This is a genomic window from Tropicimonas sp. TH_r6, from assembly GCF_033101155.1.
GTDB lineage: Bacteria > Pseudomonadota > Alphaproteobacteria > Rhodobacterales > Rhodobacteraceae > Tropicimonas.
In genome coordinates this window covers 1-14,451 of sequence record NZ_JAWMPX010000022.1, presented here as the reverse complement: position 1 = coordinate 14,451, position 14,451 = coordinate 1, and the positions used below count along the sequence as shown (strand labels likewise).

Annotated in this window: 17 protein-coding genes; 11 read left to right on the top strand and 6 right to left on the bottom strand. The window is 62.5% G+C overall.

Annotated features, from left to right (window positions below):
• Positions 1-198: 198 nt before the first annotated feature.
• From rplT to pyk, 4 genes are all read right to left on the bottom strand, one after another.
• On the bottom strand, positions 199-561 hold the full coding sequence (gene rplT, locus R3X27_RS18510) for a 50S ribosomal protein L20 (protein WP_317710367.1): 363 nt from the start codon (positions 559-561) through the stop codon (positions 199-201).
• A 12-nt stretch (positions 562-573) separates the two neighbouring features.
• Complete coding sequence (rpmI, locus tag R3X27_RS18505; RefSeq protein ID WP_317710366.1) at positions 574-774, bottom strand: 50S ribosomal protein L35; 201 nt, start codon at positions 772-774, stop codon at positions 574-576.
• Positions 775-1,083: 309 nt separating this feature from the next.
• On the bottom strand, positions 1,084-1,317 hold the full coding sequence (locus R3X27_RS18500) for a hypothetical protein (RefSeq protein WP_317710365.1): 234 nt from the start codon (positions 1,315-1,317) through the stop codon (positions 1,084-1,086).
• Between the two features lie 46 nt (positions 1,318-1,363).
• A complete protein-coding gene (gene pyk / locus R3X27_RS18495; RefSeq protein WP_317710364.1) occupies positions 1,364-2,812 on the bottom strand; it encodes a pyruvate kinase in 1,449 nt (482 codons plus the stop codon).
• 132 nt (positions 2,813-2,944) lie between these two features.
• Here pyk and R3X27_RS18490 point away from each other — a divergent pair, with 132 nt between their 5' ends.
• The 7 genes from R3X27_RS18490 to R3X27_RS18460 all read left to right on the top strand — a co-directional run bounded on the left by R3X27_RS18490 (position 2,945) and on the right by R3X27_RS18460 (position 8,006).
• A complete protein-coding gene (locus R3X27_RS18490) occupies positions 2,945-3,688 on the top strand; it encodes an N-formylglutamate amidohydrolase (protein ID WP_317710363.1) in 744 nt (247 codons plus the stop codon).
• A gap of 11 nt (positions 3,689-3,699) precedes the next feature.
• The gene (locus R3X27_RS18485; RefSeq protein ID WP_317710362.1) at positions 3,700-4,020 is read left to right on the top strand and encodes a DUF1244 domain-containing protein; all 321 of its coding nucleotides are present in this window, start codon (positions 3,700-3,702) and stop codon (positions 4,018-4,020) included.
• A 231-nt stretch (positions 4,021-4,251) separates the two neighbouring features.
• The gene (aroC, locus tag R3X27_RS18480) at positions 4,252-5,355 is read left to right on the top strand and encodes a chorismate synthase (protein ID WP_317710361.1); all 1,104 of its coding nucleotides are present in this window, start codon (positions 4,252-4,254) and stop codon (positions 5,353-5,355) included.
• A gap of 4 nt (positions 5,356-5,359) precedes the next feature.
• Positions 5,360-6,301: an AEC family transporter gene (locus tag R3X27_RS18475; RefSeq protein WP_317710360.1), complete on the top strand. Its 942-nt coding sequence runs from the start codon at positions 5,360-5,362 to the stop codon at positions 6,299-6,301.
• Between the two features lie 257 nt (positions 6,302-6,558).
• Complete coding sequence (locus R3X27_RS18470; RefSeq protein WP_317710359.1) at positions 6,559-6,699, top strand: aa3-type cytochrome c oxidase subunit IV; 141 nt, start codon at positions 6,559-6,561, stop codon at positions 6,697-6,699.
• Between the two features lie 41 nt (positions 6,700-6,740).
• Positions 6,741-7,400, top strand: a complete 660-nt coding sequence (locus R3X27_RS18465; protein WP_317710358.1) for a hypothetical protein — start codon at positions 6,741-6,743, stop codon at positions 7,398-7,400.
• A gap of 24 nt (positions 7,401-7,424) precedes the next feature.
• The gene (locus R3X27_RS18460; protein ID WP_317710357.1) at positions 7,425-8,006 is read left to right on the top strand and encodes a GNAT family N-acetyltransferase; all 582 of its coding nucleotides are present in this window, start codon (positions 7,425-7,427) and stop codon (positions 8,004-8,006) included.
• 117 nt (positions 8,007-8,123) lie between these two features.
• Here the strand turns inward: R3X27_RS18460 and R3X27_RS18455 are convergent, their stop codons facing one another.
• Positions 8,124-9,170 carry a hypothetical protein gene (locus R3X27_RS18455; RefSeq protein ID WP_317710356.1) on the bottom strand — a complete coding sequence of 349 codons (1,047 nt, stop codon included), beginning with the start codon at positions 9,168-9,170 and terminating at the stop codon, positions 8,124-8,126.
• Between the two features lie 18 nt (positions 9,171-9,188).
• Positions 9,189-9,659, bottom strand: a complete 471-nt coding sequence (gene greA / locus R3X27_RS18450; protein ID WP_317710355.1) for a transcription elongation factor GreA — start codon at positions 9,657-9,659, stop codon at positions 9,189-9,191.
• 202 nt (positions 9,660-9,861) lie between these two features.
• Between greA and R3X27_RS18445 the strand changes: the two genes are divergently transcribed.
• The 4 genes from R3X27_RS18445 to R3X27_RS18430 all read left to right on the top strand — a co-directional run bounded on the left by R3X27_RS18445 (position 9,862) and on the right by R3X27_RS18430 (position 14,159).
• Positions 9,862-10,743 (top strand): NAD(P)-dependent oxidoreductase, encoded by an 882-nt coding sequence (locus R3X27_RS18445; protein WP_317710354.1) that lies wholly within the window; start codon positions 9,862-9,864, stop codon positions 10,741-10,743.
• Between the two features lie 219 nt (positions 10,744-10,962).
• Positions 10,963-11,361, top strand: a complete 399-nt coding sequence (locus R3X27_RS18440) for a DUF4345 domain-containing protein (RefSeq protein WP_317710353.1) — start codon at positions 10,963-10,965, stop codon at positions 11,359-11,361.
• Positions 11,362-11,477: 116 nt separating this feature from the next.
• A complete protein-coding gene (locus tag R3X27_RS18435) occupies positions 11,478-12,302 on the top strand; it encodes an ATP-binding protein (RefSeq protein WP_317710352.1) in 825 nt (274 codons plus the stop codon).
• 204 nt (positions 12,303-12,506) lie between these two features.
• On the top strand, positions 12,507-14,159 hold the full coding sequence (locus R3X27_RS18430) for an electron transfer flavoprotein-ubiquinone oxidoreductase (protein WP_317710351.1): 1,653 nt from the start codon (positions 12,507-12,509) through the stop codon (positions 14,157-14,159).
• Positions 14,160-14,451: the final 292 nt, after the last annotated feature.

Here is a 14,451-nt window from a genome sequence, read left to right as displayed (position 1 = left end):
CGTAAAAAACCGAAACAGTCGAAAAAGTTAGCAATAATTATCCAGAAATTAGAGCTAATTTGAGGCGAATCTGGGCAGCATTATAGCACCGGGTTCGAGACATCCAGAGCAGAGCGAGCGGGCCAAGCCTTCGCGAAGGCATAAAAAAACCGCGGGCCAAACGGCCCGCGGTCGATTTTCTTTCCGATCCAAACAGGATCAGGCCAGCGCGGCCTTCGCCTTGTCGACGATCGCGGTGAATGCATCGGGCTCGTTCACGGCCAGGTCGGCCAGCACCTTGCGGTCCACCTCGATACCGGCAAGCGCCAGACCGTTGATGAAACGCGAATAGGTCAGCGCCTCGTCGTGCGAACGCACGGCGGCGTTGATCCGCTGGATCCACAGCGCACGGAACTGGCGCTTACGGGCCTTGCGGTCACGCGTGGCGTATTGGTTGGCCTTGTCGACAGCCTGCGTGGCTGTCTTGAAGTTGCGCGAACGCGAGCCGTAATAGCCCTTCGCGGCCTTCAGGACCTTCTTGTGACGAGCGTGGGTGACGGTTCCGCCTTTAACTCGGGACATTTCTCAAGCTCCTCAGCGCGCGTACGGCATGTATTTTTTGACGATCTTGGTATCCGCCGCGCAAAGTACCGTGGTACCGCGCGCTGTCCGGATAAACTTGGTCGTCCGTTTGATCATGCCATGCCGTTTGCCGGCCTGGGCGGATTTGATCTTGCCGGTCGCAGTTACCTTGAACCGCTTCTTGGCCCCGGACTTGGTCTTCATCTTGGGCATTTGCCAGCTCCTTTATTGGATTTGGTCGTTCCGTCCCGACAGGCATGCCACTTTCGGCCCGCCGCAACGGCTGAAGACGGGCGTATAGGCCGCGCCGGCCTTCCTGGCAAGGGGAAATCGCCGTGCAGGTCGTTCCGCCCGGGCGGACATGGCCGCAAAGCGATGTTCCGCATGATCACCCAGGAAAAACCGAGCCTGCTCCGGACGAAAACGCCGTCGCGGAGCGTCGCCTTGCGAATCGGCGGCGGACGCTGGCGACGGCGCCACGCACCGCTCCAGGCGAAGCGTGGCGGCCAAACCGACGCCCAATCAGCGCAGTATGTCGCCGATCACCTTGGTAAAAACTTCCGGGATCTTGCCGATGGAATAGCTTCCTTCCGGCTTCTGGAGCACCGCAGTGGCGATCAAACCGGCACAGATCATGATCATGATGGCGGCCGCACGCGGCGACCTCCCTTCGGAAAAGGCCGAGAGAAGCGCTGGAAAGGCCAGCACCCCAATAACCAGACCGATCACGAAAATCAGGTCAGCACCCAGTGTCACACCAGCCATCCTATCCATCCGCCTTGAAACACGTCACGTCTCGCGCCTACTCCGGATCGGTATTGAAGATCAATCTCTCGTCGCAGGGTGCCACCCGGAGGATATTTGTCGAGCCCGGAATGTTGAAGGGAACGCCGGCGACGACAACGATATTGTCCTCGGAATTGGCGAACTGCCCGGCCCGCGCAGCGCGCGCCGCCGAGACCACGGCCATCTTGAACCGGCTGACATCGCCATTGGTCATGAAGCAGTTCACGCCCCAGCTCAGGCACATCCGCCGCGCCGTCCCGGTGAAGGGGGTCAGCGCGAGGATCGGCACGCGCGGCCGCTCGCGGGCGGTCTTTAGCGCCGTGGTGCCGGAATGGGTGAAGCAGCAGATCGCTTTCACGCCGGTATTCTCCGCGATCTCGCGGGCCGAGGCGACGATCGAATCGGCCGTGGTCTTGCGATCGACATGGCGCGCCGACTCGATGATGTCGCGATAAACCTGCCCGTTCTCGACCTCGACGGCGACGGCATCCATCGTGCTCACCGCTTCGAAGGGGAACTGACCGGCGGCGGATTCGGCCGAGAGCATGACCGCGTCGGCGCCCTCATAGATCGCGTTGGCCACGTCTGAGACCTCGGCGCGGGTCGGAATCGGGCTTTCGATCATCGATTCCAGCATCTGGGTGGCAACGATGACCGGCTTGGCAGCCTTCCGAGCGCCCCGGATCAGGCGTTTCTGGATCGGCGGAACAGCCTGGACCGGAAGTTCGACCCCGAGATCGCCGCGCGCGACCATGATCCCGTCGGAGACCTCGAGGATCTCGTCATAAGCTTCAACGGCGGAGGGTTTCTCGATCTTGGAGAGAACTGCCGCGCGTCCGGCGACCAACTCCTTGGTGTAGATCACGTCCTCGGGCCGCTGCACGAAGGACAGGGCAACCCAGTCGACACCGAGCTCACAGACGAATTCGAGGTCCCGCTTGTCTTTTGCCGACAGTGCGGCCACGGGCAGGACCACGTCCGGCACGTTGACGCCCTTGCGGTTGGAGATCGTGCCACCGGTAACGACCACGCAATCGGCATAATCTTCGCCGCATTGCTCGACCCGCAGGCGGATCTTGCCGTCATTGATCAGAAGCGTCGCGCCCGGCTTGAGCGCCTGGAAGATCTCCGGATGGGGCAGGCGCACGCGGCTCGACGTGCCCTCGGCCTCGTCGAGATCCATGCGGAACTTGTCGCCATCGACCAGCACCTCGCTGTCGCCGGCAAAGACGCCGACGCGCAGTTTCGGACCCTGAAGGTCCGCGAGGATGGCGATCGGACGGCCGATTTCCTGTTCGATATTACGGATGATCCCGTGCCACTCGCGGATCTCGTCATGGCTCCCGTGGCTCATGTTGAGCCGGAAGACATCCGCGCCGAGTTCGAAGAGCCTCCGGATCGTATCATAGTCATCCGAAGCAGGGCCTAGTGTGGCCACGATCTTCACATTGCGCATCCGTCGCATTGGGTTCCTTTCCTTCGAGCGGCTTTCGGTGCGAGGGTTAGCGATAAAATGGCCGAAGTTCCACCCCTCGGATGGCTCTGGCGCTCCGCCCCCTGACGCAATACACCCTTGCGGGGAAAACATCACGCACTCATGACATATCACGCTTTCCATACTCATGGCGAACCCCGCCAAAGCCGCTGGCTGATCACGGTCGACCATGCGACCAATACCGTTCCCCCTCAGGTCAACGGCGGCACGCTGGGCTTGCCGCAATCGGAGATGTCCCGCCACATCGCCTATGATCCAGGCGCGGCAGGGGTTGCCCACGCGCTGGCCGATGCGCTGGAAGCGCCACTGATCACCTCCAACTTCTCGCGTCTCGTGATCGATCCGAACCGAGGCGAGGACGACCCGACCCTGTTGATGAAGCTCTATGACGGCACCATCATCCCCGGCAATCGCCATGCCGGGCGGGAAGAGCTGGAGCGTCGCAAGGAGCTCTGCTACCGGCCCTATCACGCCGAACTTGGTCGGCTCGCAGCCTCACGCCGCGACCCGGTGATTGTTGCCGTTCACAGCTTCACGCCCCAGCTGATGGGGCGGCCGCCGCGCCCCTGGCATGTGGCGCTGCTCCACACGGCGCCGCGAAACGCGCTCTCGCTGGCGATAATCGCGCGACTTCAGGCTGAAGACGACCTCTGTGTCGGCGACAACGAACCTTATGCCGGGCACCAGCCCGGCGATTCCATTCACCGCCACGCCTTGAGCCATGACCGGCCGCATGTTCTGATCGAGGTCCGGCAGGACCTGATCCGGACCGTCGAGGAGCAACAAGGTTGGGGACGACGACTGGCGCCGCTGCTGGTCGGCGCGCTCGCCGATTGCGGCGCATGAGGGAGAGAGAGATGGACGAGCAGACACGTATCGAGATCGAAGCCGCCGCCTTCCGGAGGTTGCAGAAGCACCTGATGGAGGACCGTCCGGAGGTGCAGAATATCGACATGATGAACCTTGCGGGATTCTGCCGGAACTGCCTGTCGCGCTGGTATCAAGAGGCCGCCAGTGAGCGCGGCATCGAGATGGACAAGGCGGCTGGGCGGGAGGCTTTCTACGGCATGCCCTATGACGACTGGCGGGCACAGAACCAGACTGAGGCGAGCCCGGACAAGCAGGCCGCCTTCGAGGTCGCCTTCCGGGAGAATGTGGGCGAAGCCGACAAGGACTGACCCCGACTGGCGACCGCTGCCATGCAGGCAGGGGAATATCGCGTCCCGTGTCGCAATTTGACCAGCGCTTCTGCGCCGCTCCGGCAAGGAGACGGTATGAAAGCGCGTCTTGTCGCTTCGATTGCCGCTGCTTTCTTCTTCGGCCTGCTTTCCGCCTTTGGCACGCGCGGTCTCGCCTCTTGAGCCCGTCGCCCGCGCCCTCTAAACCCGTCGCGAAAAGGAGCCCGCCCCATGAGCCTCAATACTTTCGGTCACCTGTTCCGCGTCACCACCTGGGGCGAGAGCCATGGGCCCGCGCTTGGCGCCACGATCGATGGCTGCCCGCCGGGCGTTCCGATTGAGGCGGAAGCGTTGCAGGTCTGGCTCGACAAGCGCAAGCCGGGGCAGAATCGCTTTATGACCCAACGGCGCGAACCCGATCAGGTCGAGATCCTGTCCGGGGTCTTCGAGGGCGTCTCCACCGGCACACCGATCCAGTTGATGATCAGGAATACCGATCAGCGTTCCAAGGATTACAGCGAGATCGCGGAGAAGTTCCGCCCCGGCCACGCCGACATCACCTATTGGCAGAAATACGGAATCCGCGACTATCGCGGCGGCGGGCGCTCCTCGGCGCGCGAGACGGCGGCGCGTGTGGCAGCAGGCGGAGTCGCGCGGGCGGCGCTGGCCAAGCTGGCGCCGGAGCTGAAGATCACCGGCTACATGGTACAGATGGGCACGCAGACCATCGACCGCGCCCGGTTCGATCTCGACGAAATCCCAAACAACGCCTTCTGGCTGCCCGATGCGGGCGCGGTCGAGGATTGGAGCACCTATCTCGACGGGCTGCGCAAGGCCGGCTCCTCGGTCGGCGCGATGATCGAGCTTTGTGCCTCGGGCGTGCCGGCCGGGCTGGGCGCGCCGGTCTATGGCAAGCTGGATACGGATCTTGCTGCGGCCATGATGTCGATCAATGCCGTCAAGGGCGTAGAGATCGGCGAGGGCATGGCGGCGGCGATGCTGACCGGCGAGGCAAATGCCGACGAGATCACCATGGGCAATGACGGACCGCGCTTCGGCTCCAACCATTCGGGCGGCATCCTTGGAGGCATCTCGACCGGGCAGGACGTGGTCGTCCGCTTTGCCGTGAAGCCGACCTCCTCCATCCTCACCCCGCGCCGGACGATAACCCGGTCGGGCGAGAATACCGAGATCGTCACCAAGGGCCGGCACGACCCCTGCGTCGGCATCCGCGCCGTGCCGGTGGGCGAGACGATGATGGCCTGCGTGCTGCTGGATCACCTCCTGCTGCATCGTGGACAGGTTGGCGAGGGACTGCCCGGCAAGATCGGCTGAGCCGGTGCTGGCCGTCCTCGAGATCATCTTCCCGATCTACGCGCTGATCGGGCTCTCCTTCTTCCTTACGCGCCGGGGCTTTTTCTCGGCGGAGGACCTGCGCGCCTTTGGGAAGTTCATGATCACGCTCGGTTTTCCAGCGTTGATGTTTACCGCCATCGCCCGACGTCCGCTCGCCGAGACGATCCAGATGTCCTACATGCTGCCCTACGCGCTCGGCACACTGGCGCTCATGGCACTGCTCTACCCGGCCTTCCGCCGCAGCTTCGACCACAAGACCACCACGCTGGCCACCATGGGCAGCACCTGTCCCAATAGCGGCTTCATCGGCTATCCGATCCTGCTGCTGGCCATGCCGGAAATCGCCGACAAGGTGCTGGCGCAGAATCTCGTGGTCGAGAACATGATCTTCCTTCCGTTGATCTTCACCCTACTGGAGCTTGGCAATGGTGGCGAAGGGAGCCGCTTGCAGATCGCCGGGCGTGTCTTCTGGCGCGTGCTGACCGGGCCGCTTGTGCTCGCCATGCTGGCCGGTGTCGCTGTCTCTGCCTCGGGCCTCACCCTGCCGGGCGCGCTGCTCCGGCCCCTGGACATGCTGGCGGCGGCGAGTGGCGCCCTCGCGCTCATCGTCATCGGTGGCAATCTCGCGCTGCTCAAGCCGAAGGGGGTGCGTGCGCTGGCCGGATATATCGTTGCGGGCAAGCTGTTGCTGCACCCGCTGGCGATTTTCGTCGCGGTCACGCTGGCCGCCATGACCGGCCTGTTACCGTTGGACGGCGAGATGCGGGCGGCGCTGATCCTGACCGGCGCCCTGCCCACCTTCGGCATGTTCCCCGTCGTCGCGCAGGCGCATGGCCGTGAAGGCTTTGCCTCCGCGGCGCAGTTCGGCACCACACTGGGCGCGCTCTTCACACTCACAGCCCTGCTTCTCGTGCTTGGCGGCTAGGGAATCGTCAAACGGGCGCGGGCTGCCAAAGCGCATGTGGCGCGACGGCGCTCCAGCGAAGCGTGGACTGTCGAGAGTACGTAACAGGGTGGAGACAGAGACCATTCGCGGATTTATGGGGCTGCGGTTGCACATCCGAGCGCGTCAAACGAGCGGACGAAACGCAACCCTTCACATTCGCGTCCGGCAGACTTAACACAAAGCGAAACATGGGCTAAGCAGATCGGGCGACAGGACAGTGACAGGGAGAGAAACGCATGTCGGACGAGACGCACAAGCCGGGCAGCATGGATATATCCGTGCAGGAAAAGACCTTCGACGGTTTTATCAACTTCGCGACCAAGGGGGCGATCTTCTGCATCCTGCTGCTGTTGTTCATCGGCCTGGTCAACGGCTGACACCCACAAACATCATTCGGTATTTGATAGGGGAGCGCCCCATGAGATCCTTCCTGCTGGCGCTCTGCCTGCCATTTCTGCTGGCCGCATGCAGCGAACCTGGCCCCTGGGCCAGCGACGAAACTGTGTCCAGGGCGGCCTATCGTGCCGACGAGCCACCGACCGTGACGCTCTTCACCATGGTCAACAACCGTTCCAACGAAGGCGCGCACAGCGCGCTGATGGTCAACGCTTCGCAGCGCGTGATCTTCAACCCGGCCGGCACGTTCCACCATCCCTACGCACCGCAGCGAGCGGATGTGCATTACGGCATCACCGACAACATGGTCGATTTCTTCATCGACTATCATGCGCGTGAAACCTACCGCGTCATCCGCCACGATGTCCCCGTCTCCGCGGCAAATGCCGAGCGAATCCTGCAAAGGATCGAAAGCCGCGGTACGGTCTCCAATGCGCTTTGCACCACATCGATCAACAATATCCTGCGTGATATTCCCGGCTTCGAATCCGTTCCGCGCTCGCCCTTCCCCAAGGCCACGATGCGGGCTTTCGACAAGATGCCAAACGCCACGATCCGCCGATACTATGATGACAGCCTCGACAACCGCTCCGACATCGTCGACTCGCCGGCAGCGCGGGCCGACATCCAGGTCGGGTACGGGCCGGATCCGGGACATTTCGTTCTGCCCGGAGAGAGCTGAGTCGTTCACAGGAACCAGAACGCCATGAGGATCGAGGCGGGGTTTCCGGAAACACATCGCGCGCAGGTCGCCGCGCTTTTCTGGGAAGCCTTTTCCGGCAAGCTCGGCCGGGTCCTGGCGCCGGAACGCAAGGCGCTGGTCTTCATCGAGGCCACTCTGACACCGGATCATGCCTTGTCGGCCTGGTCCGACAGGGGCGAGTTGCTCGGGATTGCCGGGGTCAAAACGCGGCATGGCGGGCTTATTTCGGCAGAGTTCCGGGACATGGCGCGGGTCTATGGCGCTATCGGCGCGGCCTGGCGCGGGCCGTTGTTGGACCTGATGGAACGACCGCTGCAGGACGGACAACTCCTGATGGATGGGATCTTCGTCACGCGCGCGGCGCGGGGACAGGGGGTTGGCAGCGCCTTGATCGACGGGGTACTCGCGGAGGCCCGCACACGCGGGATGTCCGAGGTGCGGCTTGACGTGATCGACATCAACCTGCGGGCACGGGCGCTCTATGAGAGCTACGGATTCGCGGCGACGGATCGGGTCGAGTTGGGGATCTTCTCGCGGCTCTTCGGTTTCCACCACGCCACGACAATGTGCTTGCGGTTGGGATAGCAGGCAGGGTGTGTTGCGAGCCGGCCTTCAGGCTCTGAGACAGCAGTTCCACGCTTGTTCCGGCACATCGAACGGCTGAGATGTCCACAAGAAGCCCGCTTGCGTGAACCGCTGGCCTTAGTCGAAGGTTCCGGAAACGCGACCGATCAGCATGAACGCGCGCGCGCTCCGCGTGTCGGCGAATGCCGCGATCTCGGCATCGCTGGCCTCCTTCTCGAACGCCGCGAAGGTGGTGTCGAACTTGCGCAGGAAGTGATGTGCGCAGTCACGGAAGACCGGGTCCTGCCGCATCCGCCCGGCGGTCAGCGCAAGCGAGGAGCGGTCGCGCACGCCGCCAAGCCCGGCGATGGTCCGTCCGCGCTCGCCTTCGGCAAAGCGACGCCAGATCTCCGGCTTGGCCCGGTCCGGCGCCAGGTCGTCCATGTAGATCCCATCCTCGGCCAGCAGGGTCAGGATGTCCTGCGCCGAGCGGACAAGACGCGACGCGTTGCGATCCTTCAATGCCATCCGCAGAGACCGGAACCCCTGGGCATCACGTTCGTCTTCGGGAAAGTTCAGCGCCCGAATGAAGTCTTCCGCCGAGATCGGCTCGGCCAGCGCCTCCGCCGGGGTGCCGAGCGCAAGCGCCGGCTGCGTGGACTCTTCGGTCGCTTCGTCTGTCCTCTTGGGCCCCGACAGCGCGGGGCGCTCGGGCTCTTTCGCGGCCACCACTGCGGCGCGGGAATTCACCGAGGTCAGATGTGCCAGCGCGGCCTCGGTCTTCTTCTGGGCATGCGCGATCTCGTCGAGCTTCTGTTCGAGCGGCAGGCGCACCCCGGAGGCCCCCTGCGGCGCCTGGCTGACATAGGCCTGGCGCATCGCGTCAATGGCAGCCTGAAGCCGCTTGCTTTCCTCGCGCATCAGCCGCGCACTCTTGGCCGCCGTGGCGCCAACCCAGATCAGCGCCACGGGCAACAGGATCGCCAACAGGATCATCGCAAACCGGGCCGGGTCCACCCCGGCCTCGCCCGTGCCCGCAGGCAGAAGGAAGAAGAAAACCGCCGCACCGCCGAGCCACAGAACGCTCAGGATCAAGGCGATCCAGTCCGCCGCGACCATGCCGCCGCGTTGCGCAGGCGGACGGGTGGCGTCTCCGATATGTGGTTTGCGTGGTGCCTGGCTCATCTGCAAGCGATCCTCGACTCAGACGAATTTGACGCTGAGAACCTCATAGCTCTTTTCGCCGCCCGGTGTACGGACTTCGATCGAGTCGCCCTCTTCCTTGCCGATCAACGCTCGCGCAATCGGCGAGGCAACGTTCAGCAAACCCTTCGTCAGGTCCGCTTCCTGTTCGCCAACGATCTGGAAGGTCTTTTCCTGGTCGGTTTCCTCGTCGACAATTGTCACCGTTGCGCCGAACTTGATGGCGCCGGAAAGCGACGTTGGATCGATGACATTGGCGAGTGAAATCAGCCCGGAGAGTTCCTTGATCCGGCCCTCGATAAAGCTCTGTTTCTCGCGCGCGGAATGGTACTCGGCATTCTCCGAAAGGTCGCCGTGTTCGCGCGCCTCGGAAATCGCCTTGATGATCTCGGGGCGGTCCTTGGACTTGAGGATCTTCAGCTCTTCATCCAGCGCGGCATAGCCCGCGCGGGTCATCGGTATCTTTTCCATTCGGTCCCTGCACGGCTGGATTGTGGGGAATAGGTTGAACGCTCTTAACCCAAGCGTGCGACGGAATGTCAAGGGAAAGGCAGGCCGGTGGCAGCGGCTTGCGCAAACTTGGTGCCGGGACGGCATGGAGGTTCTGGAAACTGGTCGGTAACTAGCATAGCAGTAGAGGCAATTCACACAGTTCACGTCTTGGGAGAAGAAAATGGCCAAACCAACAATCGGTTTCATCGGTCTGGGTCTCATGGGTTCGGCAATGGTCGAATGCCTACAGGCCAACGGATACCCTCTTGTGGTCATTGCGAACCGCTCGCGGGGCAATGTCGATGCTGCGATCGCCCGTGGTGCGACGGAAGCGACAACGTCGGCCGAGCTGGCCGCGGCAAGCGATATCGTGATGCTCTGCATCGACACCTCGGCCAATGTCGAGGCCCGGATCTATGGCGATGACGGCGTTCTGGCCGGTATCCGAGCCGGATCCATCGTGATCGATTTCGGCACCTCCATCCCGGCGTCCACGCTGCGCATCGGCGCGGATCTGGCCGCGAAGGGCGCCGGCTATCTCGACGCGCCGCTCGGCCGCACACCGGCTCATGCCAAGGACGGGCTGCTCAACATCATGTGTTCGGGCAAGTTGGAGACATTCGAGACGGCGAAGCCCGTTCTCGACGTTCTAGGCGAAAACGTGTTCCACCTCGGCGAACTCGGCACCGGCCACACGATCAAGCTGATCAACAATTTCTTCGCAATGACAACGGCCTGCGCCATGTCGGAAGCCTTTGCCATGGCCGACAGCGCCGGCATCGAGCGGCAGGCGGTCTATGACGTGATGTCGGCCGGTCCGCTGCGCTCCGGGATGATGGATTTCGTCAAGGCCTATGCCATTGATGGCGGCATCGACCTCGCCTTCTCGGTCAATAACGCCAAGAAGGACCTCGGATACTACAACCAGATGACCGAGGATCTGGGGACGCCCTCCCGGATGGTCGGGGCCGCGAAAGGTGTGCTGGAAGCGGCAGCCGAGGCCGGGCGCGGCGACACGATGGTGCCGGAAATGGTAGACTTCCTGACCGCGAAGAAGAGCTGACGGCGCGCTGACGTCTCGTACAGCCAGATCAACGATTGACGAAGAAGACAACGCGACGCGTCTCGCCGGAGTCCGGGCGGGGCGCGTTCACGCGAGGTCGGATATCGGGACGGGGCATCTTCGCGGTTAGAAATTGAAAACGCCCCCGCAAGTCCCGTCACACGGTCATGCACTACCGTTTTTGATTTTCTTTTTCGCTTCGCATCTTATGGTTGCCCCATGCGTACGAAATACTTCCTGATCTTTTGCTCGGTTGGCCTCGTTCCGATCGCACTTGGCTACGGCGCCAATCCATCGGCGAGCCTGGGGGCTGTCTTCGGCATCACGGTCGATACAGTCAATCTCACACACATCATGCGGGCGGTGATGGGGCTCTACCTCGCCGTTGTCGCCCTTTGGCTATGGGGCGCGTTCGACAAATCCATGGAACGACCGGCGCTCATTGCCTGTGCGGTGTTCATGTTCGGACTGGCGGCCGGTCGTGTTCTGAGCATCGTCCTGGACGGATGGCCGCACTGGCTGCTGATCGTCTATGCGATCCTCGAAATCGTGCTCGGTGTGATCGCGGTTTCGCTACTTCGGCAGACTGCTGAGGAGAGATCCACCGAAAGTGGTTGACCGGCAGGCCAGCGACTCCTGACTGAGCATGCAGGATGCGAGACATCCGGCGCGGTTGCACAGCCTCGTCCGTGGGCGTACGGCAGGTCCGACGTGTTTGCACTGCAGGACCGATCATGACTCTCGACGCCAGACAAAGCCTCCACCCGGTGACAGGAAACCCCCTTGCCTTTGTCGGCCTGTTCATGCTGGCCGGTGCGCTGGGCGGCTTCTTCGTCCTGAACCCGTTGGTCGCGTCTTTGTTCTGGCTCGAGTTTTCCGGGTTGGCGGGCATACCCGGGCAATACGGCGAGTTCATCATCGGCCGCATGGGACAAATGCTCGATCCAGGCCAGCTTCGGTTTGGCTCGATATTCGCCTGCATCGGTGCGGCCATGGGCGCTGGTTTTGGTCTCTTCGCCTGGATCCTGATGCGGCGCTCGACAGATATCCGCACGCTCACGGACACGCTCGCCCAATCCATCCCCGACCTCATCGCCGGCGGCGAGAGCAATAGAGTCGAGTTCAAATCCACGCTGCGCTGGGACGTGGTGAAGGACAGCCCCAACAAGGCGCTGGAGACAGTCATCGCCAAGACCATCGTCGGCTTTCTCAACCGCAGTGGCGGCAATCTGCTGATTGGCGTCGAGGATGACGGCGCGATCTACGGGCTGGAGAAAGACTATCAAAGCCTGCGCCGCAAGGATCGAGACGGGTTCGAACAAGCCTTGATGGATGTGGTCAAACGCTTTGCCGGCGGCGAGACCTGCGCCCTGGTCCATGTGCTTTTTTCGAAGCTCGAGAATAAGGATGTCGCGCTGGTTATCGTCGAACCCGCACATCGACCGGTCTATCTCACCCATGGCGGCAAGGCCGAATTCTACCTGCGCACAGGGAACTCCACCCGTGCGCTCGATGCCCGCGAAACGATGGACTACGCCGAAAAGCACTGGGCCAAATAACGTCTGTTTTTAAATCTATTCTGTTGCGCATATTGTAATCACATTGCATAGCGGCGGTGCGCCCGGCCCCGGAACTGCCCGCAAACTGCGACGCTGCGCTGCGTCATTATGATGCTGCGTTACGATTGACCTCGCAGCACAGCCTCCGTTACGCATTCTGAGTGCCGAAAAAATGATCAGCCAGAGCCAGGACCAGGAAGAGCCATGAGCGAAATCGAACGCGAAGCGATGGACTATGATGTCGTCATCGTCGGAGCAGGCCCCTCGGGATTGTCGGCGGCCATCCGCCTCAAGCAGTTGGACCCCGATCTCGAAGTCGTGGTGTTGGAAAAGGGCTCCGAAGTCGGCGCCCATATCGTCTCCGGCGCGGTCATGGACCCGGGCGGGCTGGACGCGCTGATCCCCGACTGGAAAGAGAAGAACGCGCCGATCAGTACCAAGGTGAAGAAGGACGAGTTCTACATGCTCGGCGAGGCGGGTGGCATCAAGCTGCCCAACATGATGATGCCGCCGCTGATGAACAACCATCACTGCTATATCGTCTCCCTCGCCAATGTCTGTCGCTGGATGGCGGAGCAGGCCGAAGAGATGGGCGTCGAGATATTCCCCGGCATGGCTGCTTCCGAGCTGGTCTATGGCGAAGACGGCGCGCTGAAGGGTGTGGTCGCGGGCGAGTTCGGCAAGGAAGCCGACGGAACACCGGGTCCGGCTTACGAGCCCGGGATGATCCTCAACGGCAAGTATGTCTTCATCTCGGAAGGTGTGCGCGGCTCGCTCGCCAAGGAGCTGATCGCCAAATACGAGCTCGACAAGGACTGTGACGTCGCCAAGTTCGGCCTCGGCATGAAGGAAATCTGGGAGATCGACCCCGCCAAGCACCGCGAGGGCACGGTCACCCACACGATGGGATGGCCGCTGGGCTCCAATGCGGGCGGCGGGTCGTTCATCTACCACATGGAAAACAACCAGGTCTGCGTCGGTTTCGTCGTCCACCTGAACTATTCCAACCCGAATCTCTTCCCCTACATGGAATTCCAGCGCTTCAAGCATCACCCGATGCTCAAGGACCTGCTGGAAGGCGGCAAGCGCGTGGCCTATGGCGCCCGCGCCATCTCCGAGGGCGGCTACCAGTCGATCCCGAAGAGCTGCTTCCCCGGCGGGGCGCTGCTGGGCTGTTCTTCCGGCCTGATCAACGTGCCGCGGATCAAGGGCATTCATAACGCGATGTATTCGGGCAAAGAGGCCGCCGAGGCCGCACATGCCGCCATCGCGGCGGGGCGTGCCAGCGACGAGCTGACCGATTACAACGAAGGTCTGCGCACCGGACCGGTCGGCAAGGACCTCAAGCCCGTGCGCAACGTCAAGCCGCTCTGGTCGAAATTCGGCCTGATGGGGGGGCTGACCCTCGGCGGGCTGGACATGTGGCTCGGCTCGATGACCGGCTGGAACCCGTTCGGAACGATGAAACACGGCAAGACGGATGCGAAATCCACCAAGGATTCGCGCGAGTGCCGGCCAATCGACTATCCCAAGCCCGACGGCAAGCTTTCCTTCGACCGGCTGACCAATGTCTCCTTCGCGATGACGAACCACGAGGAGAGCCAGCCCTGCCACCTCAAGCTCGCCGATGAAGGGCTGGCGCTGACCGAGGATCTCGGCCGCTATGCCGGGATCTCCGGGCGCTATTGCCCGGCCGGTGTCTACGAGTTCGTCGAGGAAGAGGGCGCAGATCCACGCTTCGTCGTCAATTTCGCCAACTGCGTCCACTGCAAGACCTGCGATATCAAGGACCCGGCCCAAAACATCACCTGGACCGTGCCGCAGGGAGGCGACGGGCCGAACTACCCGAACATGTAACAGACCTGCCCGCAGACCCCGTTTGGAGGTCTGCGGGCCCATTTGCCCGTTCGCCGCACTTGAAAGAGTGAAGCAAGAACCTTGCCAGCGCGACAGCGTCCGAGCCCTGCGCCCTATCCTGGCAAATTCCGGAGAAGGTGCTGGGTCAGAGCCTGCATAGCTTGCTCCGTGGCAATGGTCGGCTGCCTGGGATTTTCATCCATTCCCGTTTTCAGAACGCTTCGCAGGCGCGGCACTATTGGGTTGCCCGGAAGCTGCCCTTCATGGTCTTCGCAGCGAAAGCCCGCTACGA

What these genes read in the sequence shown, in the direction of transcription:
- rplT (WP_317710367.1), bottom strand. Translation starts at nt 561, where the DNA reads ATGTCCCGAGTTAAAGGCGGAACCGTCACCCACGCTCGTCACAAGAAG.
- rpmI (WP_317710366.1), bottom strand. Translation starts at nt 774, where the DNA reads ATGCCCAAGATGAAGACCAAGTCCGGGGCCAAGAAGCGGTTCAAGGTA.
- pyk (WP_317710364.1), bottom strand. Translation starts at nt 2,812, where the DNA reads ATGCGACGGATGCGCAATGTGAAGATCGTGGCCACACTAGGCCCTGCT.
- R3X27_RS18490 (WP_317710363.1), top strand. Translation starts at nt 2,945, where the DNA reads ATGACATATCACGCTTTCCATACTCATGGCGAACCCCGCCAAAGCCGC.
- R3X27_RS18485 (WP_317710362.1), top strand. Translation starts at nt 3,700, where the DNA reads ATGGACGAGCAGACACGTATCGAGATCGAAGCCGCCGCCTTCCGGAGG.
- aroC (WP_317710361.1), top strand. Translation starts at nt 4,252, where the DNA reads ATGAGCCTCAATACTTTCGGTCACCTGTTCCGCGTCACCACCTGGGGC.
- R3X27_RS18470 (WP_317710359.1), top strand. Translation starts at nt 6,559, where the DNA reads ATGTCGGACGAGACGCACAAGCCGGGCAGCATGGATATATCCGTGCAG.
- R3X27_RS18465 (WP_317710358.1), top strand. Translation starts at nt 6,741, where the DNA reads ATGAGATCCTTCCTGCTGGCGCTCTGCCTGCCATTTCTGCTGGCCGCA.
- R3X27_RS18460 (WP_317710357.1), top strand. Translation starts at nt 7,425, where the DNA reads ATGAGGATCGAGGCGGGGTTTCCGGAAACACATCGCGCGCAGGTCGCC.
- R3X27_RS18455 (WP_317710356.1), bottom strand. Translation starts at nt 9,170, where the DNA reads ATGAGCCAGGCACCACGCAAACCACATATCGGAGACGCCACCCGTCCG.
- greA (WP_317710355.1), bottom strand. Translation starts at nt 9,659, where the DNA reads ATGGAAAAGATACCGATGACCCGCGCGGGCTATGCCGCGCTGGATGAA.
- R3X27_RS18445 (WP_317710354.1), top strand. Translation starts at nt 9,862, where the DNA reads ATGGCCAAACCAACAATCGGTTTCATCGGTCTGGGTCTCATGGGTTCG.
- R3X27_RS18440 (WP_317710353.1), top strand. Translation starts at nt 10,963, where the DNA reads ATGCGTACGAAATACTTCCTGATCTTTTGCTCGGTTGGCCTCGTTCCG.
- R3X27_RS18435 (WP_317710352.1), top strand. Translation starts at nt 11,478, where the DNA reads ATGACTCTCGACGCCAGACAAAGCCTCCACCCGGTGACAGGAAACCCC.
- R3X27_RS18430 (WP_317710351.1), top strand. Translation starts at nt 12,507, where the DNA reads ATGAGCGAAATCGAACGCGAAGCGATGGACTATGATGTCGTCATCGTC.